The 21,933-nt window shown below is 59.6% G+C and carries 24 protein-coding genes; 15 read left to right on the top strand and 9 right to left on the bottom strand.

Annotated features, from left to right (window positions below; genetic code table 11):
• Positions 1–3 precede the first annotated feature (3 nt).
• Positions 4–900, bottom strand: coding sequence for a tRNA glutamyl-Q(34) synthetase GluQRS (gene gluQRS / locus L6D82_RS08790; RefSeq protein WP_085747747.1), 897 nt, complete (start codon positions 898–900; stop codon positions 4–6).
• Positions 901–983: 83 nt separating this feature from the next.
• The gene (dksA, locus tag L6D82_RS08785; RefSeq protein WP_039771633.1) at positions 984–1,427 is read right to left on the bottom strand and encodes an RNA polymerase-binding protein DksA; all 444 of its coding nucleotides are present in this window, start codon (positions 1,425–1,427) and stop codon (positions 984–986) included.
• A 334-nt stretch (positions 1,428–1,761) separates the two neighbouring features.
• Between dksA and L6D82_RS08780 the strand changes: the two genes are divergently transcribed.
• A complete protein-coding gene (locus L6D82_RS08780) occupies positions 1,762–2,934 on the top strand; it encodes a pyridoxal phosphate-dependent aminotransferase (RefSeq protein ID WP_236188774.1) in 1,173 nt (390 codons plus the stop codon).
• Positions 2,934–3,647, top strand: a complete 714-nt coding sequence (gene sfsA / locus L6D82_RS08775) for a DNA/RNA nuclease SfsA (RefSeq protein ID WP_102686298.1) — start codon at positions 2,934–2,936, stop codon at positions 3,645–3,647. The genes L6D82_RS08780 and sfsA overlap by 1 nt, the downstream gene beginning before the upstream one ends.
• Here the strand turns inward: sfsA and L6D82_RS08770 are convergent.
• On the bottom strand, positions 3,644–3,961 hold the full coding sequence (locus L6D82_RS08770) for a Rieske (2Fe-2S) protein (RefSeq protein WP_085747750.1): 318 nt from the start codon (positions 3,959–3,961) through the stop codon (positions 3,644–3,646). The two genes, sfsA and L6D82_RS08770, sit on opposite strands and share 4 nt — an antisense overlap.
• Positions 3,962–4,123: 162 nt before the next feature.
• Between L6D82_RS08770 and L6D82_RS08765 the strand changes: the two genes are divergently transcribed.
• From L6D82_RS08765 to L6D82_RS08750, 4 genes are read left to right on the top strand one after another with little or no spacing between them, the layout of a single operon-like run.
• Complete coding sequence (locus L6D82_RS08765; protein ID WP_236188772.1) at positions 4,124–4,996, top strand: heme/hemin ABC transporter substrate-binding protein; 873 nt, start codon at positions 4,124–4,126, stop codon at positions 4,994–4,996.
• Positions 4,997–5,046: 50 nt separating this feature from the next.
• The gene (locus L6D82_RS08760) at positions 5,047–6,030 is read left to right on the top strand and encodes a FecCD family ABC transporter permease (RefSeq protein ID WP_178083780.1); all 984 of its coding nucleotides are present in this window, start codon (positions 5,047–5,049) and stop codon (positions 6,028–6,030) included.
• A complete protein-coding gene (locus tag L6D82_RS08755; protein WP_134021086.1) occupies positions 6,030–6,797 on the top strand; it encodes a heme ABC transporter ATP-binding protein in 768 nt (255 codons plus the stop codon). Before L6D82_RS08760 ends, L6D82_RS08755 begins: the two co-directional genes overlap by 1 nt.
• 21 nt (positions 6,798–6,818) lie before the next feature.
• Positions 6,819–7,670 (top strand): ChaN family lipoprotein, encoded by an 852-nt coding sequence (locus tag L6D82_RS08750; RefSeq protein WP_236188762.1) that lies wholly within the window; start codon positions 6,819–6,821, stop codon positions 7,668–7,670.
• A 226-nt stretch (positions 7,671–7,896) separates the two neighbouring features.
• On the opposite strand, the gene L6D82_RS08745 is transcribed toward L6D82_RS08750, so the two are convergent.
• The 4 genes from L6D82_RS08745 to L6D82_RS08730 form a co-directional block, all read right to left on the bottom strand.
• Complete coding sequence (locus L6D82_RS08745) at positions 7,897–8,679, bottom strand: Crp/Fnr family transcriptional regulator (RefSeq protein WP_134021092.1); 783 nt, start codon at positions 8,677–8,679, stop codon at positions 7,897–7,899.
• A gap of 15 nt (positions 8,680–8,694) precedes the next feature.
• A complete protein-coding gene (locus tag L6D82_RS08740) occupies positions 8,695–8,967 on the bottom strand; it encodes a TfoX/Sxy family protein (protein WP_003228231.1) in 273 nt (90 codons plus the stop codon).
• Positions 8,968–9,187: 220 nt separating this feature from the next.
• Positions 9,188–9,532: a pentapeptide repeat-containing protein gene (locus L6D82_RS08735; protein WP_007959639.1), complete on the bottom strand. Its 345-nt coding sequence runs from the start codon at positions 9,530–9,532 to the stop codon at positions 9,188–9,190.
• 91 nt (positions 9,533–9,623) lie between these two features.
• On the bottom strand, positions 9,624–11,180 hold the full coding sequence (locus tag L6D82_RS08730) for a bifunctional aminoglycoside phosphotransferase/ATP-binding protein (RefSeq protein WP_236188758.1): 1,557 nt from the start codon (positions 11,178–11,180) through the stop codon (positions 9,624–9,626).
• Positions 11,181–11,298: 118 nt separating this feature from the next.
• Here L6D82_RS08730 and mrcB point away from each other — a divergent pair, with 118 nt between their 5' ends.
• Genes mrcB through L6D82_RS08715 form a run of 3 tightly spaced genes read left to right on the top strand, consistent with a single transcriptional unit; the run spans position 11,299 to position 14,721 of the window.
• Complete coding sequence (gene mrcB / locus L6D82_RS08725) at positions 11,299–13,623, top strand: penicillin-binding protein 1B (protein WP_007959641.1); 2,325 nt, start codon at positions 11,299–11,301, stop codon at positions 13,621–13,623.
• Positions 13,624–13,639: 16 nt separating this feature from the next.
• On the top strand, positions 13,640–14,386 hold the full coding sequence (locus L6D82_RS08720) for a tetratricopeptide repeat protein (RefSeq protein ID WP_236188757.1): 747 nt from the start codon (positions 13,640–13,642) through the stop codon (positions 14,384–14,386).
• Positions 14,386–14,721 carry a YqcC family protein gene (locus L6D82_RS08715; RefSeq protein ID WP_064599443.1) on the top strand — a complete coding sequence of 112 codons (336 nt, stop codon included), beginning with the start codon at positions 14,386–14,388 and terminating at the stop codon, positions 14,719–14,721. Before L6D82_RS08720 ends, L6D82_RS08715 begins: the two co-directional genes overlap by 1 nt.
• 18 nt (positions 14,722–14,739) lie before the next feature.
• On the opposite strand, the gene L6D82_RS08710 is transcribed toward L6D82_RS08715, so the two are convergent.
• The gene (locus L6D82_RS08710; protein WP_236188756.1) at positions 14,740–15,156 is read right to left on the bottom strand and encodes a DUF4124 domain-containing protein; all 417 of its coding nucleotides are present in this window, start codon (positions 15,154–15,156) and stop codon (positions 14,740–14,742) included.
• Between the two features lie 400 nt (positions 15,157–15,556).
• Between L6D82_RS08710 and L6D82_RS08705 the strand changes: the two genes are divergently transcribed.
• From L6D82_RS08705 to msrQ, 6 genes are all read left to right on the top strand, one after another.
• Positions 15,557–17,281 (top strand): acetolactate synthase 3 large subunit, encoded by a 1,725-nt coding sequence (locus L6D82_RS08705; RefSeq protein WP_085608788.1) that lies wholly within the window; start codon positions 15,557–15,559, stop codon positions 17,279–17,281.
• 2 nt (positions 17,282–17,283) lie between these two features.
• Positions 17,284–17,775 (top strand): acetolactate synthase small subunit, encoded by a 492-nt coding sequence (ilvN, locus tag L6D82_RS08700; protein WP_003176102.1) that lies wholly within the window; start codon positions 17,284–17,286, stop codon positions 17,773–17,775.
• Positions 17,776–17,823: 48 nt separating this feature from the next.
• Positions 17,824–18,840 (top strand): ketol-acid reductoisomerase, encoded by a 1,017-nt coding sequence (gene ilvC, locus L6D82_RS08695; RefSeq protein ID WP_007959661.1) that lies wholly within the window; start codon positions 17,824–17,826, stop codon positions 18,838–18,840.
• Positions 18,841–18,988: 148 nt separating this feature from the next.
• Positions 18,989–19,846, top strand: a complete 858-nt coding sequence (gene pssA / locus L6D82_RS08690) for a CDP-diacylglycerol--serine O-phosphatidyltransferase (protein WP_039771608.1) — start codon at positions 18,989–18,991, stop codon at positions 19,844–19,846.
• A gap of 62 nt (positions 19,847–19,908) precedes the next feature.
• Positions 19,909–20,922 carry a protein-methionine-sulfoxide reductase catalytic subunit MsrP gene (msrP, locus tag L6D82_RS08685; RefSeq protein WP_102686289.1) on the top strand — a complete coding sequence of 338 codons (1,014 nt, stop codon included), beginning with the start codon at positions 19,909–19,911 and terminating at the stop codon, positions 20,920–20,922.
• Entirely contained in the window at positions 20,922–21,545 is a 624-nt protein-coding gene (msrQ, locus tag L6D82_RS08680) for a protein-methionine-sulfoxide reductase heme-binding subunit MsrQ (protein ID WP_007959665.1), read from the top strand. Before msrP ends, msrQ begins: the two co-directional genes overlap by 1 nt.
• Positions 21,546–21,655: 110 nt before the next feature.
• Here the strand turns inward: msrQ and L6D82_RS08675 are convergent.
• The coding region (locus L6D82_RS08675) for a hypothetical protein (RefSeq protein WP_236188754.1) at positions 21,656–21,933 on the bottom strand (278 nt) is incomplete at its 5' end.

The following is a 21,933-nucleotide window of genomic DNA, read 5'->3' as shown; positions in this document are numbered from 1 at the left end:
TCGTCACAGCAGTTGCGCTTCGGGCAGGGTCAGTGTGCGCGGGATTTTCAAGGCATCCCAGTGGACGCTGCCCCAGTTCAACAGTTCTTGCGGCGTGGCGTGGGCCAGTTCGGGCCCCGGGTCTTGCCCCAGTGCGCGCAGGGCCCGCAGCAACAATGGCGTGGCCTGATCGGCTTCCAGTGGTGGCGAGCGATAGGACTTGCCGAGCTTGTTGCCGTCCGGCTGGGTAATCAGTGGCAGATGCAGATAGCGCGGTTGGCGCAGGCCCAGCAATTCCTGCAGGTAGAGCTGGCGCGGTGTGGAGTCGAGCAGATCGGCACCGCGCACGATGTCGGTGATGCCCTGCCAGGCGTCGTCCAGAACCACCGCCAGTTGGTAGGCGTAGAGGCCGTCGCGGCGGCGGATCACGAAATCTCCCACGTCACGGCCCAGATGCTGGCGGTATTCGCCCTGCACCCGGTCGATGAAGTGGTATTCCAACTCCGGCACGCGCAGGCGAATCGCCGCGTCTTCCTGGCCATGGCCGGCATTGCGGCACAGTCCCGGATAAATGCCGTGGTATGGCTCCAATTGTTTGCGCGAGCAGGTGCAGGCGTAGGCGAGGCCGTGATTGAACAGGCTGTCGAGCACTTGCGCGTAGGCCTCGTGCCGATCGCTCTGGCGAACCATCTCGCCGTCCCATTCGAAGCCATAGCTTTCCAGCGCCTTGAGAATCGCCGCTTGCGCGCCCGGCTCTTCCCGGGGCGGATCGAGATCCTCCATGCGCACCAGCCAGCGACCGCCCACCGAGCGTGCGTCCAGATAAGAGGCCAGGGCGGCAACCAGCGAACCGAAGTGCAGGTGCCCGCTGGGGGTCGGGGCAAAGCGGCCAATATAGGCGGGGGATGTGTTGGCAGTCATGAGGGCGATGTTACTTGAGAGTCAAAAAACGGCAGAAACAAAAACGGAGCGTTCGCACGCTCCGTTTTTCGTTCAGGCCGGGATTATTTGCCGACCTGCTTTTCCTTGATTTCCGCCAGGTTCTTGCAGTCGACACACATGTCGGCTGTCGGACGGGCCTCGAGGCGCTTGACGCCGATCTCGATACCGCAGGAATCACACCAGCCGTACTCTTCGTCTTCGATCAACTGCAGGGTCTTGTCGATCTTCTTGATCAGTTTGCGCTCGCGGTCGCGGGCGCGCAGCTCGAGGGCGAACTCTTCTTCCTGACTGGCACGGTCGGCCGGATCAGGAAAGTTGGCCGCTTCGTCTTTCATGTGATCAACAGTGCGGTCGACTTCCTGCATCAAGTCGAGTTTCCACTTGGTCAGGATCTTGGTGAAATGCGCACGCATAGGCGCGCCCATGTACTCTTCGCCCTCTTTAGGGACGTAAGGTTCGAAACCGCTGAGTGTCTGACTTGCCTGTTGCTTTGCTTGGGTGGGCATGAAATGGACCGCCTCTACTCTTGTAATCCATTGCGCAGGATTGCTCCATCACCGACACCTGCCGGCCCTGCGGCTGCAAGCGGGCGAACTTACCAGATCAATTCGACCCGCGCTACTCCCGGATGTCGAGCGCGTGGCCGAGGGGACTTGCAAATGTTTGCCAAGCCATGTCCGGCGGTGCTGCAAACCTGCTCAATCACTGATTTTAGTCAATCCTGGAGCGTACGCGCGGGTCGTTACAGTCCAGTGTTCTTGAGGCTGTGACCGCTGCGGGTTCTCGCTCGTTCCGGCAGATGGGTAGAATCGTTTCTTTTCCCCCGTTGAAGGAAGGCCAATGGCTCAGCCCTACAGTGCGCGCAGTCGTGCGATCGAACCGTTCCATGTCATGGCGTTGCTGGCGCGGGCCAATGAATTGCAGGCCGCCGGCCACGACGTGATCCACCTGGAAATCGGCGAACCGGACTTCACTACCGCCGAACCGATCATCCGCGCCGGCCAGCAAGCCCTGACAGCCGGGAAAACCCGTTACACCGCAGCCCGTGGCATTCCCGAACTGCGTGAGGCGATTTCCGGCTTCTATCAGACGCGCTACGGCCTGAACATCGATCCTCGACGGATTCTCATCACCCCCGGCGGTTCCGGGGCGTTGCTGCTGGCCAGTGCGTTGCTGGTGGATCCGGGCAAGCACTGGCTGCTGGCCGACCCCGGCTATCCCTGCAACCGACACTTTCTGCGATTGGTTGAAGGCGCGGCGCAGCTTGTGCCGGTGGGCCCGGACGTGCGTTATCAACTGACGCCGGACCTTGTGGCGCGCCACTGGGACCACGACAGCGTCGGTGCGCTGGTCGCCTCGCCGGCCAACCCGACCGGTACGATTCTGACCCGCGATGAGCTGGCCGGGTTATCCACAGCCATCAAGGCCCGTCAGGGGCATCTGGTGGTGGACGAGATCTATCACGGCCTGACTTACGGCACCGACGCCGCGAGTGTGCTGGAAGTGGACGACAGCGCCTTTGTCCTCAACAGTTTCTCCAAATATTTCGGCATGACCGGGTGGCGCCTCGGCTGGCTGGTGGCGCCGGACGCAGCGGTCAGTGAGCTGGAAAAGCTCGCGCAGAACCTCTATATCAGTGCGCCAAGCATGGCCCAACATGCGGCGCTGGCCTGTTTCGAGCCGGACACCATCGCGATTCTCGAAGAGCGCCGCGCCGAATTCGGCCGTCGCCGTGACTTCCTGCTGCCGGCATTGCGGGAGCTGGGCTTCGACATTGCCGTAGAGCCGGAAGGCGCGTTCTATTTGTATGCCGATATCAGCCAGTTCGGCGGCGATGCCTTCGCGTTCTGCCGGCATTTCCTCGAAACCGAGCATGTAGCCTTCACGCCGGGGCTGGATTTCGGTCGCTATCAGGCCGGTCATCATGTGCGCTTTGCTTACACGCAAAACCTCCCACGCCTACAGGAAGCGGTAGAGCGTATCGCCCGTGGCTTGAAGAGCTGGCAAGGCTGATGCGCTTTCATCCTCCGCTCGAAGAAGGCCGGTTGATCCGGCGTTACAAGCGTTTTCTCGCCGATATCGAAACCGTTGGCGGCGAGTTGCTGACCATTCATTGCCCGAACACCGGCTCGATGCTCAATTGCCAGGTCGAGGGCGGGCAGGTCTGGTTCAGTCGCTCCACAGATCCGAAACGCAAACTGCCCGGTACTTGGGAAGTCGGTGAAACCCCGCAGGGCCGGCTGTTTTGCGTGAACACCGGACGCGCCAACGCACTGGTCGAAGATGCCTTGCAGGCCGGTGTCATCAGCGAATTGAGCGGGTTTACCGGGCTCAAACGTGAGGTGGCGTACGGGCAGGAAAAGAGCCGGATCGATTTTCGCCTCGACTACCCGACGGGCCCGGCGTATGTGGAAGTGAAAAGTGTCACGCTGGGTTTCGACGGCACGGCGGTCGCGGCATTTCCCGATGCAGTGACCGATCGCGGCGCCAAGCATTTGCGTGAGCTGGCGCATCTGGCCAGGGACGGGATTCGCGCGGTCCAGTTGTACTGCGTCAATCTCTCCGGCATTGAAGCAGTGCGTCCGGCCGAGGAAATCGACTCGGCCTACGCCGCTGCGCTGCGCGAGGCGGTGGCGTGCGGGGTCGAAGTCCTGGCGTACGGCGTGCGTTTGAGCCATGAAGAGATGGTGATCGACCGGCGCCTGGACGTGCTGCTCAACGGTTAAACATCGATCCACAGCCCTTGCGCGTCTTCACGGCAAGGGATGGCCGTCAGCGATTGCCCGGCGCACGGGCCGGCGACGCATTCACCGTCTTCGATCAGAAACAGTGCGCCGTGGGTGGCGCACTGGATCAGGCTGTTGCTTGGGTCGAGAAACTGGTCGGGCTGCCATTCCAGTCCGACGCCCCGATGCGGGCAGCGATTGAGGTAGACATAAGCCTGCCCCGCGCGGCGCACGGCGAACAGTTTTTTCCCGTCGATATCGAAACCGCGACTGCCGTCCTCAACCAGATCGGCACCCGCGCAAAGAAACTTCATGGCTATCCTCAAATGTCGGCTCGTGTCCGGATATGTCCGAGCTTGACGTTCAAATGCAAACAATTATCAAATGGCCGCCTTCACCCGTGGCGAGGTGACCGCTGCCGAGGATACTTGGCCTGCCGTCCCGATGTCCGGGAAAACATTTCAAGGAAGCTGTCTATGCGCCTGAGTACCCGCGTTGCCGTGCTGTGTGTCGGACTTTTGGTCAGCCACCAGGCTGCAGCGGCCGAGTTGCCGCAACGTTGGGTCAGCGCCGGCGGCGCGTTGTCGGAGTGGGTGAGTGCGCTGGGTGGCGAGGCCAAACTGGTAGGCGTCGACACCACCAGCCAGCATCCCGAGTCTCTCAAGTCGCTGCCGAGCATCGGCTATCAGCGCAGCCTGTCGGCCGAAGGCATTCTCAGCCTGCGCCCGGACATCCTGATCGGCACCGAAGAAATGGGCCCGCCGCCAGTGATTTCGCAAGTTCGCAGTGCCAAGGTGCAGGTGGAACTGTTCTCGGCTCAGCCGGATCTGCCGACATTGGAAAAAAACGTTACCCATCTGGGACGGTTGCTGGGCGCTGAAAGCCAGGCCGTGCAGCTGCTGCAACGTTATCAACAGCAACTTGATGCGCAAAAGGCGCGTGTGGCGCAAGCGCAGACTAAACAGAAAGCGCAGGGCGTGCTGTTGCTGCTTGGACATGCCGGCGGCAAACCGCTGATCGCCGGCAAGGACACCGCCGCCGACTGGCTGCTGCAGCAGGCGGGCGGGCATAACCTTGCGACCCACACCGGTTACAAACCGTTTTCCGTGGAATCCCTGGCCAGTCTCGATCCTGAAGTGCTGGTGTTCGCTGACCGTGCGCTAACTGGTGAGGCGGCGAAAGCGGCTCTATTTAAGGAAAACCCGATCCTCAATTCCAGCCGTGCGGCCAAGACCGGACGTGTGCTGGAGCTGGACCCGACGCTGCTGGTGGGCGGGCTCGGGCCGCGTTTGCCGGCAGCGCTGAAGGCCCTGTCTGACGGTTTCTACCCGGCCAAGAGCGGCCAATGACCACGCTGGTCAAACCCCGTGGCTTGTTTATCGGCCTGATCCTGCTCTGCCTGCTGGCGATCTGGCTTTCGCTGGCGCTGGGGCCGGTCAGTCTGCCGTTGTTCGACACCTTGCGCGCAGCGTTGCGCATGATCGGTGTGCCGCTGGCGCCGGACGGGCTGGAACAGGCTGAACTGATTCTCGGGCAGATTCGTCTGCCGCGTACGTTGCTCGGGCTGGCAGTTGGCGGTGTGCTGGCGTTGTCCGGGGTGGCGATGCAGGGGCTGTTTCGCAATCCGCTGGCCGATCCAGGGTTGGTGGGCGTCTCGAGCGGCGCGGCGTTGGGCGCGGCGATCGCGATTGTCGGTGGCTCGTTTTTTGGCGGACTGCCCGAGTGGTTCGGGCCTTACCTGCTGTCGGTGTGTGCGTTTCTCGGTGGTTTGGGTGTGACGGCGCTGGTTTATCGGCTCGGCCGCCGCAATGGGCAGACCAATGTCGCGACCATGTTGCTGGCGGGTATCGCTCTGACGGCGTTGGCCAGCTCGGCGGTGGGACTGTTTACCTATCTGGCTGATGACGCGACATTGCGCACGTTGACGTTCTGGAACCTGGGCAGCCTTAACGGCGCGAGCTATGCGCGGTTGTGGCCGCTGCTGATCATCACCGCCGGTGTTGCACTGTGGCTTCCACGTCGGGCAAAGGCGCTCAATGCGTTGCTGCTCGGCGAATCGGAAGCCGGGCATCTGGGAATCGATGTAGAACGGCTCAAGCGCGAGCTGGTGTTCTGCACGGCGCTGGGTGTCGGTGCAGCGGTGGCAGCGGCGGGCATGATCGGCTTTGTCGGGCTGGTGGTGCCGCATCTCGTGCGCTTGCTCGCGGGGCCGGATCACCGGGTGTTACTGCCCGCATCGGTGCTGGCCGGTGCGAGTCTGTTGCTGCTGGCGGATCTGGTGGCGCGGCTGGCGCTGGCACCGGCGGAGCTGCCGATCGGCATCGTCACCGCGTTCATCGGTGCGCCGTTCTTTCTTTATCTGTTGCTGCGAGGGCGTGCCTGATGTTGCGTGCGCACAACCTGCACATCCGCCGTGGCCGCAAGACCGTTTTGGCCGACATCAGCCTGCAACTCGAACCGGGCGAAGTGCTGGGTGTACTGGGGCCGAATGGCGCCGGCAAGAGCACTTTGCTCGGCGCGTTGTGCGGTGAGCTGAGCGCACACGAAGGGGAAGTGCTGCTGGACGGTGAGGCACTGAGCCATTGGGGCGGCACTCAGCGCGCTCAGCGGCTGGCGGTGTTGCCACAGGTGTCGACCCTGGATTTTGCCTTTCGTGTTGAAGAAGTGGTCGGCATGGGGCGTCTGCCTTATCAGAGCGGGCGGGTGCGCGATGACGAGATCGTCGCTGCCGCGTTATTGGCGGCCGATGCCGGGCATCTTAGTGGCCGCAGTTATCTGGCGCTGTCCGGCGGCGAGCGTCAGCGGGTGCATCTGGCGCGGGTGCTGGCGCAACTCTGGCCGGGTCAGGCGGGGCAGACGTTGCTGCTCGATGAGCCGACCTCAATGCTCGATCCGTTGCATCAACATACGACGCTGCAAGCGGTGCGCGAGTTTGCCGATCGTGGCGCGGCGGTGCTGGTGATCCTGCATGATCTGAATCTGGCGGCGCGCTATTGTGATCGCATCCTGCTGCTGGAGGGCGGGCGCCCGGTGGCGCTGGATACGCCGCAACAGGTGTTGCGCCCGGAATCGCTGAAGGCGGTTTTCGGTCTGGAAGTGCTGGTGCAGCCGCACCCGGAGCGCGGGCATCCGCTGATCATCGCCCGCTGATTTCGTCATCGAGGTGAGTGTATGCGCGGGATTCTGCTGTTGGCGGTGTTGTGGCTTGCAGGTTGCCAGCATGTTGCGGCGCCGCCGGTCGTGGGCGAGATCCGTGATCTGCGCAGCGGCGAGCGTCTGACGGCGCAGCAATTACTGACGCAATTGAGCGAGCCATCGCGGCTCATCATTGGCGAGCAGCATGACAACGCCGATCACCATGCACTTCAATTGTGGTTGTTGCAGAACCTCGAACGAACGCGACCCCAAGGCAGTCTCCTGTTGGAAATGCTGACGCCCGATCAACAGTCGCGCGTCGATGACGTGCGCCATGCCGCAACGCCACCCACTGATCTTCCTGCAGCATTGGCCTGGCAGGACGGTTGGGACTGGAATCTCTACGGACCGATTGTTCGGTTTGCCCTGACACAATCCTGGCCAGTGCTGGCGGCCAATCTCGATAACATCGAAATTCGTGCGTTCTATCGTGATCCTCCGGTTTTGAGCGGTGAGCGCAGCAACTCCAAATCTGTGAAAGAGACGCTGTTGGAGCAGATCGGCGATTCTCACTGCGGCTTGCTGCCGTCATCGCAAATGCCGGCGATGCTGGCCGTTCAGCAACAACGGGATCGGCGCATGGCCTCGCGTTTGTTGGCGGCGCCCGCGCCTGCGTTGTTATTGGCGGGTGCGTATCACGCGCGCAAGGATGTGGGGGGGCCGTTGCATGCGCTGGATCTGGGCGCGCCCGAAGCGCCGACGGTGCTGATGCTGGCGGAGCAAGGCAACCAGATCACGGCGGCGATGGCTGATTATGTCTGGTACACACCGGCCACGCCGAAACAGGATTATTGCGCCGAGATGCGTAAACAGTTCAGTAAGAAATGACTTTTCCACAGGCAAAAAAAGACCCGGTAAAAACCGGGTCAAATAACCGTGATTAGCCTGATGAGGAGATAATCTGAGAGTCCGAACCAAGGGCTTTTCAGAATATCGACTGATCTCGCGACCAGTTGTGATAATCATAGCGATTCTCATTACCAAGTCAACTGCTGTTTTTTCATTTCTTTCGTTTTGTCCCGGCAATGGCGTAAACGCCCCGTGAATACGGGCGTCAGGTCTGGGCTGTGAGCTGCTTGTTGAGCTGGTCGATACGCCTCGCCATGCTTTCGATCAGGCTGTGGGCGATTTTCGGATTGGTGCGGGTCATGCTCAGAAACTGATCGCCGGGAATCAGCATTACCGTGCTTGCCTCCCGGGCTATGACCGTCGCGTTGCGCGGCTCGCCCGTGAACACAGCCATTGCACCGAATATTTCATCCTTGGGCACGTCGCCTACCTTGTGCCCGTTAACAAACGCTTCGGCGTGTCCTTCGATAATCACGAACACATGGTCGGCGTCATCGCCCTCACGAATCAGAACGTCTCCGGCTTCAACCCGCTTGAAACCGTTGGTGCTGCGAAACTCGCGCGGCTTGAACTCGGCAACGGCGTGGGCCAGCAGCGCCATTTGCCCGAGCAGGTAGCGCAGAAACTGCTCCGAGCGCGATGGTTCGCCATACACATGTTGAAACAAATCACTTCGGCGATAGGGCAGTAATGTCAACGGGTTGTCTGAGTACAGCGTGCAATCCGCCCATTCCGGCCCTTGTTGCAGACCGATCAAATCTCCCTCGTGCCAGTAGAACAAGCCTCGACCGCTGACTCGGCCGGTGATGACACCTTGCGTGAGCAAGAACAACTGATCGTCCGGCAAGGGTGCCAACAGATCATCCGTTGCTTCCAGTTCCAGCGCTGGCCCGCACGGCGCCAGGCCCTCAAGCCATTGCGCAGGCAAGCACTGCAAGTGGTTGATCAATGCATCGGCCTGGGCCGATTGTTCCCCGAGCAGGTACATGACGGTCGGTACCCGTTAGTTCTTGTGGCGAGAGGAAATGGCTTCCAGCTGCTTGTTCAGCGCGTCCTTGCGTTCGGCGGGAATGTCGTTCCAGTGCACGTCCATCAGCGCCCCTTCGATCGCGTACAACAACACCTTCGACGCCCGAAACCCGCGAGTGCGCACGGCCCGGTAGGCATCCACCGCACCGAGGCGACGCAAGTCCGAGGCGCTATGGATGCCCACGGCATGCAGCCATTGCGCCGACGTCTTGCCAAGATTCTTCAGGTGTTGCAGTTCATCATTCATCAAGCCTCCTTGCGACGGCCGAATGGTGCGTGGGCGAGCTTCTCAGGAGTGTAGCCATCAGTAGGAAAAGCGTGGTTGTTTGGTCGGATTCGACGCAAACGCTTCTAAGAAACGTCAGCTTCCGCTGATGAATCAGGATGGGGAGGGCGAGGGAGAATTACCAATAGCACGCAGTCCAGCGCAAAGCGGGGGCGCTGGACGAGTTTGGGTGGTGCGAGGCTCAGCGGGTGCGATAACGCAGGCGCGTACCGAAATTCATCGACATCAGGATTTCGTCGGCACTCAGCTCTGGCGGGAAGTAGGCCCCGGAGATCTGCGCGTGGGCCAGGCTCGCGCCTTCCAGCGAGGCGTTGCGAAAGTCGATGCCGCGCAGGTCGGCGGAGCGGAAGTAGGCGTCCCGGAAATCCACGCCATCGGCGTTCAGTTCACGCAGGTCCAGGCCGCGAAAATCACCACCAACCATGTCGATCGGACCGTCTTTCGGGCGTTCATTGTTGAAACCTGTGATGTCGTCTTTGTGCAGCAAGGCATAAAGCGGGGTGTCGAGTAGTTTTGGCTGGCTCATGTCAAATCACCTGTTGGTTTTATGACGCCAGTATAGTGCCACTATTTGACGGCCGTGAAGCAAGCGAGGGCTTCACGGCCGAAATAGTTTCTTACAGGCCGGGCAGGCGCTGGCGAATCTGCGCCACGACGGTGTCCAGGGTCCCGGATTCATTGGTCTGCACGCGTTTGCTGCGCAGAATTTCTTCCGGGGTCAGGGCTTCGCGGTTGGCTTGTTGAGCTTCGATCACGGCGAGGGTCGCGTCGGACGGATCTTTTTTGTCTGCCTGACGAATCGCCAGCCAGCTCTCGATCACTGCCTGCGGAGCGTTGCAGTCAAGGATCAGGAAAGGCGTGCCAGTGGCTTCAGCGACTTTGGCGGCGTTGTCGCGTTGTTCGCGCTTGAGGTAAGTGGCATCGATCACCACCGGGAAACCGGCGTGCAAAATCACTTCGGCAATTTCATGCAGACGCGCATAGGTTGCAGTGCTGGCGTCGGTGCTGTAGATCCCGGCCTGAACATCATTGGCAACGGTTTGCTCACCGAACAGGCGCTTGCGCTCGACATCGGAACGCAGGCGGATCGCGCCCAGTGCTTCGACCAGACGCATGGCCACGTGGCTTTTGCCTACAGCGGACACGCCGTGGGTAATCGCCATGAAGCGCGAAGGAATGGTGCTGTAGCTTTCCGCCAGGTTGGCGTAGTTGCGGTACTGGCGCAGGGTGGTGGCACGCTGCACCGGAGTGGCATCGGCCGGCATGCTGAACAGTGCGACTTTCGCACGTACCAAGGCGCGGTAAGCCTTGTAGAAGTTCAGTACTTCCAGGCCTTGGTAGTCGCCGGTCAGTTCCAGGTACTGGCTGATGAAGCGACGGGCCAGGGATTTCAGGCCACGGTCTTCCAGGTCCATTGCCAGGAAGCCGGTGTCGGCCCAGACGTCGGTGAAACGGAACGGTTCGTTGAATTCGATGCAGTCGAAGATCACGACTTTGCCGTCGATCAGCGTGGCGTTGCCCAGGTGAATGTCACCGTGGCATTCGCGAGTGAAGCCGTCCGCCTTGCGCTGGGCGAACAGCGGTTTCAGGCGATCGAAGCTGCTTTCGGCCCACGCTTGCAGGGCGTCGAGTTGCAGAAGATCGTTCTTGTCGCTGAGGAATGGCAGGATCTGTTCGAAATTCTGGCGCACCGGCGCCATTACGCTTTCAGGCGTGCCGGCATCGTGTTCCGCCGGGACTTTCGGCGCGTTGAGGTGGAAGCGGGCGATCTGTTCGGCCATTGCGTCGACGTGCGCGGTGGTCAGCTCGCCGTTGGCTTGCAGGGTGCTGAGCAGGCCGCTCTGCGGGAACTGGCGCATTTTCAGCAAGTATTCGATGGCCGGGCCTTCGCCGCCCAGTTGCGGAGCTTCCGCACTGCCGGTTACGGGAATCACTTCCAGATACAAATCTTCGGTCAGGCGCTGGTTCAGGCGCAGCTCTTCACCGCAGAAGTGTTCACGGGAATCAAGGCCGGTGAAATCGAGGAAGCCGAAATTCACCGGCTTCTTCACTTTATAAGCGTAGGGACCGGTGAGCAGTACCCACGAGATATGGGTTTCGATGACCTGGAACCCTTCGACGGGATGCGGGTAGAGGGCCGGGTTTTGCAGGGCAGCGATCAGGGACTGGCTCACGGACGATCCTTCAGAGACTGGGGGAAATTCAAGGCGCTCATTATGGCCGCTCGCCAGCCCGACGCAAACCTCGGAGCGCTCCTGTTGAGTATGAATAAAGTGCGTATAATCCGCCGCCATGACTCGTACTCGATCCCCCCGTACCCCTAAAAAACCAGCTTCCCGGGGCCTGCGCCCATGGTTGGGCTGGGCCCTTAAACTCAGTCTGGTCGGCCTTGTGGTGCTGGCCGGCTTCGCCGTTTACCTCGATGCCGTGGTGCAGGAGAAGTTCTCCGGCAAGCGCTGGACCATCCCGGCCAAGGTTTACGCGCGCCCGCTCGAGCTGTTCGTCGGACAAAAGCTGAGCAAGGACGATTTCCTCACCGAACTCGATGCCCTGGGCTATCGCCGCGAAGCCGTGAGCAACGGTCCCGGCGCGGCGGCGGTCAATGGCAATACGGTTGATCTGAATACCCGTGGCTTCCAGTTCTATGAAGGCCTCGAGAAACCGCAGCCGGTGCGCGTGCGTTTCTCCGGCGATTACGTGGCCGAACTCTCGGCGACCAACGGTTCGAAGCTCTCCGTGGTACGCCTGGAGCCGCTGATGATCGGCGGTATCTACCCGAAAAACCTTGAAGACCGGATTCTGATCAAGCTCGATCAGGTGCCGCCGTATCTGCTGGAAACCCTGGTCGCCGTGGAAGACCGGGATTTCTACAGCCACTGGGGCGTGTCGCCGAAATCGATCGCCCGTGCAGTCTGGGTCAACACCTCGGGCGGCAAGATGACTCAGGGCGGCAGTACGCTGACCCAGCAACTGGTCAAAAACTTCTACCTCACCAACGAACGCAGTCTGACCCGCAAGCTCACCGAAGCGATGATGGCGATGCTGCTCGAGCTGCATTACGACAAAAAGGAAATCCTTGAGGCTTACCTCAACGAAGTCTTTGTCGGTCAGGACGGTCAGCGTGCAGTGCACGGTTTCGGTCTGGCCAGCCAGTTCTTCTTCGCTCAGCCTTTGTCCGAGTTGAAACTGCATCAGGTCGCGCTGTTGGTCGGGATGGTCAAAGGCCCGTCCTATTACAACCCGCGCCGCAACCCGGAGCGTGCGCTGGAACGACGCAATCTGGTGCTCGACGTGCTGGAGCAGCAGGGCGTCGCTTCTGCCGAACAAGTCGCCGCCGCGAAGAAAATGCCGTTGGGCGTGACCACACGCGGCAAGCTGGCCGACAGCTCGTTCCCGGGCTTCATCGATCTGGTCAAACGCCAGTTGCGTGAAGACTATCGCGACGAAGACTTGACCGAAGAAGGCCTGCGGATTTTCACCAGTTTCGATCCGATCCTGCAGATGAAAGCCGAAGCGTCGGTCAACGACACCTTCAAGCGTCTGTCCGGCCGTAAAGGTTCCGACGACGTGGAAGCGGCGATGGTCGTAACCAACCCGGAAACCGGTGAGGTCCAGGCCATGATCGGCAGCCGTCAGGCGAGTTTTGCCGGGTTCAACCGCGCGCTGGATGCGGTGCGGCCGATCGGCTCGCTGATCAAACCGGCGGTTTATCTGACGGCACTGGAGAAACCAAGCCAGTACACGCTGACCAGTTGGCTGTCGGACGACCCGCTTTCGATCAAAGGCGCAGACGGACAGGTCTGGAAACCGCAGAACTATGATCGTCGCTCCCACGGCACAGTGTTCCTATATCAGGGGCTGGCGCATTCCTACAACCTCTCGACCTCGCGTCTCGGTCTGGCGGTCGGTGTTCCGAATGTCCTCAAGACGCTCGCGCGACTGGGCGTAACCCGCGAGTTTCCGGCGTTCCCGTCGATGCTGCTCGGTGCTGGCGGCATGACCCCGATCGAAGTCGCGACCATGTACCAGACCCTGGCCAACGGTGGCTTCAACACGCCGATGCGCGGGATCCGCAGCGTGCTGACTGCCGATGGCGAGCCGCTCAAGCGTTATCCGTTTCAGATCGAGCAGCGTTTCGATCCGGCCTCTATCTACCTGATCCAGAACGCCATGCAGCGGGTCATGCGTGAAGGTACCGGCAGTTCGGTTTATAACGTGTTGCCAAGAACCCTGACACTGGCGGGCAAGACCGGTACCAGTAACGATTCGCGCGACAGCTGGTTCGCCGGTTTCAGCCAGGATCTGCTGGCGGTGGTCTGGCTCGGCCGTGACGACAACGGCAAGACGCCGTTCACCGGGGCCACCGGTGCGTTGCAGGTCTGGACCAGTTTCATGCGCAAGGCCGATCCGCTGCCGCTGGACATGCCGCAGCCGGACAACGTGGTGCAGGCCTGGGTCGATTCGCGTACCGGCCAAGGCTCCGATGCCAACTGTCCGGGCGCCGTGCAGATGCCGTATATTCGCGGCAGCGAACCGCCACCCGGCGCCTCCTGTGCGGGCGAAAGCCCGGCATCGGGCGAGTCGGTGATGGATTGGGTCAAGGGCTGGATGAATTAAGCAAAGAGGGTTTCAAGTGAACAAGTGGTTGATTCCAGCGGTGACCGCCGTGGCTTTGCTCAGCGGCTGCTCCACCGTACAGCGTGGTTCGATCCCGGTCGTGGATTCCGGCGCCGCAGTGTCCAACAGCGAGCGCATTTCGGCCAATGGCGGTTTCCGTCAAACGACGGTGAAACGTCCTGCACAGGCCCAGACCCAGGCGATCCCGCAAGACGATACCGGTGTGGTGGTGATGGTGCCGGGCGGCGCAGCGGCTTCGGCGCCGATCAGCACTTCGCCGATCGTTCCGGGCCCGGCGTCCGGCGGCATCACGCCGGGGCCGTACAACCCGTCGGCGGTCGAGTCGGCGCCGATCAGCTCCGGCAGCTACAGCATGCCTTCGACGCCGAGCGGCATTCCTTCGGCCAGCAGCGGCGGCGGTCTGTCTGCCGATGAACAACTGGATGGCCCGGTTCTCGCCCTGTTGACCACTGCGCAACAGCAGCAGGCCGGTGGCGACCTCAACGGCGCGTCCTCCAGCCTGGAGCGTGCGCAGCGTGTAGCGCCGCGCGAGCCGCAAGTGCTTTACCGTCTGGCGCAGGTGCGCATGGCCCAGGGCGATGCGCCGCAAGCCGAGCAGACTGCTCGTCGTGCACTGACCATGGCCAATGGTCGTCCGGACTTGCAGGCCAGTCTGTGGGAATTGATCGCTCAGGCACGTGAGAAACAAGGTGATTCCGCCGGCGCCACTCTGGCCCGTCAGAAGGCCAAGGTTTCGCTGTGATGGACAGTCGTTTCTCCAAAGTCGCCGATCAATTGCTGTTGATCGAGCGCGAACTGCGTGCCCAGGGCTGGTGGGATGACGTCCAGCCCTCGGTCGAAGCCCTGAGCAGCGTCGAGCCGTTTTCGGTCGACACGCTTGATTTCGAACAGTGGCTGCAATGGATCTTCCTGCCGCGGATGAAGATGATCCTCGAACAGGATCTGCCATTGCCCAATGCCTCGGGCATTCAGGAAATGGCCGAAATGGTTTTTGCCCAACGCAACCTGCAGGGCAAGGATCGGCAGCTTCAGGTGTTGCTCAAAGAGTTCGACCTGCTGATCACCGCTTCACGCTGAACCGAAAACTGCCAGTGGTTACTGGCAGTTTTCCGCAATCTGTTTTTGTGCCTCCGCAGTACGTTGCTGGCGCTGTTCGTCGCTCAGCCGCCGCAATTCTCCCTCCACTTCCTCCCTCAAGCGCGGATTGTTCTGCAGTTGCGCGAGATTCGTGCGCGCCTGTTCGCAAAATGCCTTGAGCTGATTCTGTTGCTCGGCCACTTGCTTCTTGACCTTGTCATCGATGGCTTTCTGATCGCCCAGCGCGCCGCTGCCAGGTAATGCGGCCGGTATTGGTGCGGGAGAGGAGGGCGTCTTCACGGCGGTGGATGACTGCCCTTGTGGTGGCTGCTGATCGAAATGGGTGACGCCCTGGGCGTCGACCCATTTGTAGATCTGAGCGGCCATGCACCATGGACTGGCGCTGATTAGCAGAGTTAAGAGAAGCGTTCGCATGCTGATTCCTTGGCAAAACTGCGCAATTGAAGCTAACAGAGTAGCGGTTTCCAGGTTTTTTCTTGCGTTCTCATGTGCTTACCCACAATTAAGCACATAGACGACTTGACTTGCAGAGGGCGAAACAGAAGAATCCAAAGTCCGCTGTACAGGGACTGCCAGAAGCAGACCCTCTCGGCAGATCATGAGGCGCATATCCGCGTCGACCTGTTACACCCGCAACGCGTTACCTCGCGCTGGGTGGGAAAGGCCCGCAACACTTGGGACGATCCCAATACTTGCTCAGTCAGTGCTGACGTAGTCGGCGACCACCGTCGCTCATGCTCTGCCGAGAAGTAAACCTATTAAGACCCGTTCGCTTTTTTGTGGACGGTATTCTGGCGTTTTAGAGGTGAACAACGTGGAGCTTTTATCTGGCGGTGAGATGCTCGTCCGCTTTTTGCGTGACGAAGGCGTCAAATATATCTACGGGTACCCGGGTGGTGCTCTCCTTCATGTTTACGATGCCCTGTTCAAAGAACCGGAAGTGACCCACATCCTGGTTCGTCACGAACAAGCGGCTACCCATATGGCTGACGGCTACGCCCGTGCCACCGGTAAAGCCGGCGTGGTATTGGTGACTTCCGGTCCAGGCGCCACAAACGCCATCACCGGTATCGCCACTGCCTATATGGACTCGATTCCAATGGTGATCATTTCCGGTCAGGTGCCAAGCACCATGGTCGGCACCGACGCGTTCCAGGAAACCGACATGATCGGTATCTCCCGGCCGATCGTGAAGCACAGCTTCATGATCAAGCACGCTTCGGAAATCCCGGAAGTCATGAAGAAGGCCTTCTACCTGGCGCAATCCGGTCGTCCGGGCCCGGTCGTGGTCGATATCCCGAAAGACATGACCAACCCGGCCGAGAAGTTCGAATACATCTTCCCGAAGAAAGCCAAACTGCGTTCCTACAGCCCGGCCGTTCGCGGTCACTCCGGGCAAATCCGCAAGGCGGCAGAAATGCTCCTGGCGGCCAAGCGTCCCGTGCTGTACTCCGGCGGTGGCGTAATCCTCGGCAACGGCTCCGCGCCGCTGACCGAGCTGGCGCAAATGCTCAACCTGCCGGTTACCAACACCTTGATGGGCCTGGGTGGCTACCCTGGCACTGACCGTCAGTTCATCGGCATGCTCGGCATGCACGGCAGCTACACCGCGAACCTGGCGATGCACCATGCCGACGTGATCCTGGCGGTCGGCGCGCGTTTCGACGATCGAGTGATCAACGGCGCGCCGAAGTTCTGCCCGAACGCCAAGATCATTCACATCGACATCGACCCGGCTTCGATTTCCAAGACCATCAAGGCCGACGTGCCAATCGTTGGTCCGGTGGAGAGCGTCCTGACCGAAATGGTCGCGATCCTTAAGGAAATCGGCGAAACCCCGAACAAGGAAGCCGTTGCCAGCTGGTGGAAGCAGGTTGATGAATGGCGCGGTGATCGCGGCCTGTTCCCTTACGACAAGGGCGACGGCAGCAAGATCAAGCCGCAGACCGTGATCGAAACCCTGTGCGAAGTGACCAAGGGCGACGCCTTTGTGACCTCCGACGTGGGCCAGCATCAGATGTTTGCTGCTCAGTACTACAAGTTCAACAAGCCGAACCGCTGGATCAACTCCGGTGGCCTGGGCACGATGGGCTTCGGTCTGCCGGCCGCGATGGGTATCGCGCTGAGCTTCCCTGACACCGATGTTGCGTGTGTCACCGGTGAAGGCAGTATCCAGATGAACATCCAGGAATTGTCGACCTGCCTGCAATACGGTTTGCCGGTCAAGATCGTCATCCTGAACAACGGTGTTCTGGGCATGGTTCGTCAGTGGCAGGACATGAGTTACGGCAGCCGTCACTCGCACTCCTACATGGAATCCTTGCCTGATTTCGTCAAGCTGGCTGAAGCCTATGGCCACGTCGGCGTGCGCATCACCGAATCGAAAGATTTGAAGTCGAAGATGGAAGAGGCGTTCGCCATGAAAGATCGCCTGGTGGTGATCGACATTTCGGTCGACACCAGCGAGCACGTCTATCCGATGCAAATCAAAGACGGCTCCATGCGCGATATGTGGCTGAGCAAGACGGAGCGTACCTAATCATGCGGCACATTATTTCCTTGCTTCTGGAAAACGAACCCGGTGCTTTGTCTCGCGTAGTCGGCCTGTTCTCGCAGCGCAACTACAACATCGAAAGCCTGACTGTGGCGCCAACCGAAGACCCGACCCTGTCGCGTCTGACGCTGACCACAGTCGGCCACGATGAAGTCATCGAGCAGATCACCAAAAACCTGAACAAGCTGATCGAAGTGGTCAAGCTGGTGGACCTGTCGGAAAGCGCTCACATCGAGCGTGAACTGATGCTGGTCAAGGTCAAGGCCACTGGCGCCCAGCGCGCCGAGATCAAACGCACCACCGATATTTACCGTGGACAGATCGTCGACGTCAGCGCCAGCGTGTATACCGTTCAACTGACCGGTACCAGCGACAAGCTCGACAGCTTCATTCAGTCCATCGGCACCGCATCGATTCTGGAGACCGTCCGCAGTGGCGTCACCGGTATTGCCCGCGGCGACAAAGTACTCAGCATCTAAACCAAATTAGCGAATGGCCTGAACGGCCTGGATATAAAGGGGAAATTCATGAAAGTTTTCTACGATAAAGACTGCGACCTGTCGATCATCCAGGGCAAGAAAGTTGCCATCATCGGTTACGGCTCCCAAGGCCACGCCCAGGCGTGCAACCTGAAAGATTCCGGTGTCGACGTTACCGTCGGTCTGCGTAAAGGTTCGGCCACCGTTGCCAAGGCTGAAGCCCACGGCCTGAAAGTGACCGACGTGGCTGCCGCTGTTGCCGGCGCCGACCTGGTCATGATCCTGACCCCGGACGAGTTCCAGTCCCAGCTGTACAAGAACGAAATCGAGCCGAACATCAAGAAAGGCGCCACCCTGGCCTTCTCCCACGGTTTCGCGATTCACTACAACCAGGTTGTTCCACGTGCCGACCTCGACGTGATCATGATCGCGCCGAAAGCACCGGGCCACACCGTACGTTCCGAGTTCGTGAAAGGCGGCGGTATCCCTGACCTGATCGCGATCTACCAGGACGCCTCGGGCAATGCCAAGAACGTTGCACTGTCCTACGCCGCCGGCGTGGGTGGCGGTCGTACCGGCATCATCGAAACCACCTTCAAGGACGAGACCGAAACCGATCTGTTCGGCGAACAAGCCGTTCTGTGCGGCGGTACCGTCGAGCTGGTAAAAGCCGGTTTCGAAACCCTGGTTGAAGCTGGCTACGCGCCGGAAATGGCCTACTTCGAGTGCCTGCACGAACTGAAACTGATCGTTGACCTCATGTACGAAGGCGGTATCGCCAACATGAACTACTCGATCTCCAACAACGCTGAGTACGGCGAGTACGTGACCGGTCCGGAAGTGATCAACGCCGAATCCCGTCAGGCCATGCGCAACGCCCTGAAACGTATTCAGGACGGCGAATACGCCAAAATGTTCATCAGCGAAGGCGCAACCGGCTACCCTTCGATGACCGCCAAGCGTCGTAACAACGCCGCTCACGGTATCGAAATCATCGGCGAGCAACTGCGCTCCATGATGCCGTGGATCGGTGCCAACAAGATCGTCGACAAAGCCAAAAACTAAGTCGTCGAACCTTGTATGAAAAAAACGCGGCCTCGGCCGCGTTTTTTCGTATGGGCGGGCGCTTCTGGTATAAAGCTGCATCGTTTGTGGCCGAACCGTCGTCCCAGACACCTGTCGAAAATGTCCAATCCGTTGCAAGGTACTGTCCATGAGCGAACGTCCCGAAGAGCCGAACCAGGCTTCCGACGCCGAAAGCCTGCTGCCCATCGATGAGCACATCGAAGAAGGGCATGACGCAGAAGGTCGTAAAGTCCGGCATCGTGGTATCTATCTTCTGCCGAATCTGTTCACCACTGCGAATCTGTTCGCGGGGTTTTATTCCATCATCAACTCGATGAGTGCCCAGGCTGCCTTGAGTGCCGGGGACGCGGCGAATGCGAGCAAGTATTTCGCCTTTGCCGCCATCGCGATTTTCGTCGCCATGGTGCTTGACGGCCTTGATGGTCGCGTGGCACGCATGACCAATACCCAAAGTGCGTTCGGTGCCGAGTACGACTCGTTGTCGGACATGGTTGCCTTCGGTGTCGCGCCGGCGCTTCTGGCTTTCGGCTGGGCACTGGGTGACATGGGCAAGGTCGGCTGGATGGTTGCCTTCATCTATGTGGCGGGTGCGGCGTTGCGTCTGGCGCGTTTCAACACTCAGGTGGGGACCGCCGACAAGCGCTACTTCATCGGTCTTGCCAGCCCGGCTGCTGCCGGCGTTGTTGCGGGGATTGTCTGGGCGTTCAGCGATTACGGGATCCAGGGTTCGAAGATGTCGTTCCTGGTCGCGCTGATGGTAGCGGCCGCCGGCATGCTGATGGTCAGTAACATCAAATACAACAGCTTCAAGGAGCTGGATCTGAAGGGGCGCGTGCCTTTCGTGGCGATTCTGGCGGTGGTGCTGGTGTTTGCCGTGGTGTTCAGCGATCCGCCTCGCATTCTGCTGCTGGTGTTCCTCGCTTATGCCGCGTCGGGCCCGGTGCAGTATCTGTTGCATCTTCGTCGTCACAAACACGCCGAGTGATGTAATTTCCCTCATACTCCGCAGTCTATGGTGCATCTGTCCTCCAAAGCTGCGGAGTTGCCATGCTGATCAAAGTCCCCAAAGCGTCCGACTGCCATGAGTCGGACGTCACGCCTGAATCCATTTATCTCTCTCGCCGACAATTGCTCGGAGCGACCGCGGCCGGTTTGGCCATGAGCACTTTGCCGCGCTGGGCCAGTGCTGAAGAGGCTGCCCGCTATGCCGATGTCGAAGCCGGAAAGGCGCCCGCCTGGTTTGCCGAGAAACTGCCTTCTGTCAAATGGGGAGCGGTGAACGTCAAGGATGAGGCAATCACACCTTTCAAAGACGCGACCCATTACAACAACTTCTATGAATTCGGTACCGACAAGGGCGACCCGGCGGCCAATGCCGGTTCGTTGAAACCCGAACCGTGGAGTGTTGTCGTGGACGGGGAGGTGGGTAAACCGGGGCGTTATGCTCTGGAAGACTTCATGAAGCCTTACCAGCTGGAAGAGCGTATTTATCGCCTGCGTTGTGTCGAGGCGTGGTCGATGGTGATTCCCTGGATCGGTTTTCCCATTTCGGCACTGTTGAAGCAGGTAGAACCTACTTCGAATGCCAAATACATTCGCTTCGAAACCTTACAGGATCCGAAGAGCATGCCCGGACAGCGTTCGGGATTTGCCCTGATCGACTGGCCCTATGTAGAAGGCTTGCGTCTGGATGAGGCGATGAATCCCTTGGCGATTCTGGCGGTGGGTATGTATGGCCGCGAATTGCCAAACCAGAACGGTGCGCCGTTGCGTCTGGTGGTGCCTTGGAAGTACGGATTCAAGAGCGTCAAATCCATCGTGCGGATCAGTCTGGTCAGCGAGCAGCCGAAGACGACGTGGCAGAGCATTGCGGCGGATGAGTACGGGTTCTATGCGAATGTGAACCCTACTGTCGACCACCCACGTTGGACTCAGGCGCGGGAGCGGCGATTGCCTAACAGTCTGTTCAAGCCGAATGTGCGTGATACGCAGATGTTCAACGGCTACTCGGATGAGGTCGCTTCTTTATATACAGGGCTGGATCTGCGGAAGAACTACTGATGCGATATCCGATCTGGCGTGTAGGCGTTTTCCTGGCTGCGGCGATCTGGCCGCTGTTGTGGTTCTATCAGGCTTTTGCGGATCTGCTTGGGCCAGATCCGGGGAAGGTTCTGGTTGATCGGCTGGGGCTTGGGACATTGGTATTGCTGTTGATCACCCTGAGTATGACCCCGCTGCAGAAACTTACGGGGTGGGCCGGGTGGATTGCTGTGCGCCGTCAGTTGGGGCTCTGGTGTTTTGCCTATGTGGTTCTGCATCTTTGCAGCTATATGGCGTTCATTCTCGGTTTCGACTGGTCGCAACTGGGTGTCGAGCTGCGCAAGCGTCCTTACATCATTGTGGGTGCTCTGGGTTTTCTGGGGTTGTTGGCATTGGCGATTACCTCCAACCGATACAGTCAGCGTCGTTTAGGTACCCGCTGGAAGAAATTGCACCGGCTGGTGTATGTGATTCTCGGGTTGGGATTGCTGCATATGTTGTGGATTGTCCGTGCTGATCTTAAGGAGTGGGCAATCTATGCCTTTATAGGTGTTTTCCTTTTGGCGTTGCGTATTCCTCCTTTGACCCGCCGGATCCCGCGTTTGATGGGTAAAAAGCAGGTTTTTCAGGAAAAGCGAAATTAAGGGTTGACGGCAGATTCTGAGTCTCTATAATTCGCCCCACTTCCGGCGCAGTCGAAACGGAAAACTCCTTGAGATTCAATGAGTTAAGTAGGTTTCGAAGGCGGGTCGCTTCAGTTCATCGAAGCCTGGAAGGAGTTGGAAATGTCGACTTGTTCGGCGCTTTTAACGGTTCGATCTTCTCGGTCGAAAGCGGAGAAAAAGAGGTGTTGACAGCAGCGTGTAACGCTGTAGAATTCGCCTCCCGCTAACGAGAGATCGGAAGCGCAAGTGGTTGAAGTTGTTGAAGAAATCTTCGAAAACTTCTGAAAATAATCACTTGACAGCAAATGAGGCTGCTGTAGAATGCGCGCCTCGGTTGAGACGAAAGATCTTAACCAACCGCTCTTTA

The organism is Pseudomonas paraglycinae, from assembly GCF_021601625.1.
Taxonomy (GTDB): domain Bacteria; phylum Pseudomonadota; class Gammaproteobacteria; order Pseudomonadales; family Pseudomonadaceae; genus Aquipseudomonas; species Aquipseudomonas paraglycinae.
Note: the sequence above shows the minus strand (reverse complement) of the source record. Positions and strands in the feature narration are given on the sequence as shown.

What these genes read in the sequence shown, in the direction of transcription:
- gluQRS (WP_085747747.1), bottom strand. Translation starts at nt 900, where the DNA reads ATGACTGCCAACACATCCCCCGCCTATATTGGCCGCTTTGCCCCGACC.
- dksA (WP_039771633.1), bottom strand. Translation starts at nt 1,427, where the DNA reads ATGCCCACCCAAGCAAAGCAACAGGCAAGTCAGACACTCAGCGGTTTC.
- L6D82_RS08780 (WP_236188774.1), top strand. Translation starts at nt 1,762, where the DNA reads ATGGCTCAGCCCTACAGTGCGCGCAGTCGTGCGATCGAACCGTTCCAT.
- sfsA (WP_102686298.1), top strand. Translation starts at nt 2,934, where the DNA reads ATGCGCTTTCATCCTCCGCTCGAAGAAGGCCGGTTGATCCGGCGTTAC.
- L6D82_RS08770 (WP_085747750.1), bottom strand. Translation starts at nt 3,961, where the DNA reads ATGAAGTTTCTTTGCGCGGGTGCCGATCTGGTTGAGGACGGCAGTCGC.
- L6D82_RS08765 (WP_236188772.1), top strand. Translation starts at nt 4,124, where the DNA reads ATGCGCCTGAGTACCCGCGTTGCCGTGCTGTGTGTCGGACTTTTGGTC.
- L6D82_RS08755 (WP_134021086.1), top strand. Translation starts at nt 6,030, where the DNA reads ATGTTGCGTGCGCACAACCTGCACATCCGCCGTGGCCGCAAGACCGTT.
- L6D82_RS08750 (WP_236188762.1), top strand. Translation starts at nt 6,819, where the DNA reads ATGCGCGGGATTCTGCTGTTGGCGGTGTTGTGGCTTGCAGGTTGCCAG.
- L6D82_RS08745 (WP_134021092.1), bottom strand. Translation starts at nt 8,679, where the DNA reads ATGTACCTGCTCGGGGAACAATCGGCCCAGGCCGATGCATTGATCAAC.
- L6D82_RS08740 (WP_003228231.1), bottom strand. Translation starts at nt 8,967, where the DNA reads ATGAATGATGAACTGCAACACCTGAAGAATCTTGGCAAGACGTCGGCG.
- L6D82_RS08735 (WP_007959639.1), bottom strand. Translation starts at nt 9,532, where the DNA reads ATGAGCCAGCCAAAACTACTCGACACCCCGCTTTATGCCTTGCTGCAC.
- mrcB (WP_007959641.1), top strand. Translation starts at nt 11,299, where the DNA reads ATGACTCGTACTCGATCCCCCCGTACCCCTAAAAAACCAGCTTCCCGG.
- L6D82_RS08715 (WP_064599443.1), top strand. Translation starts at nt 14,386, where the DNA reads ATGGACAGTCGTTTCTCCAAAGTCGCCGATCAATTGCTGTTGATCGAG.
- L6D82_RS08710 (WP_236188756.1), bottom strand. Translation starts at nt 15,156, where the DNA reads ATGCGAACGCTTCTCTTAACTCTGCTAATCAGCGCCAGTCCATGGTGC.
- ilvN (WP_003176102.1), top strand. Translation starts at nt 17,284, where the DNA reads ATGCGGCACATTATTTCCTTGCTTCTGGAAAACGAACCCGGTGCTTTG.
- ilvC (WP_007959661.1), top strand. Translation starts at nt 17,824, where the DNA reads ATGAAAGTTTTCTACGATAAAGACTGCGACCTGTCGATCATCCAGGGC.
- pssA (WP_039771608.1), top strand. Translation starts at nt 18,989, where the DNA reads ATGAGCGAACGTCCCGAAGAGCCGAACCAGGCTTCCGACGCCGAAAGC.
- msrP (WP_102686289.1), top strand. Translation starts at nt 19,909, where the DNA reads ATGCTGATCAAAGTCCCCAAAGCGTCCGACTGCCATGAGTCGGACGTC.
- msrQ (WP_007959665.1), top strand. Translation starts at nt 20,922, where the DNA reads ATGCGATATCCGATCTGGCGTGTAGGCGTTTTCCTGGCTGCGGCGATC.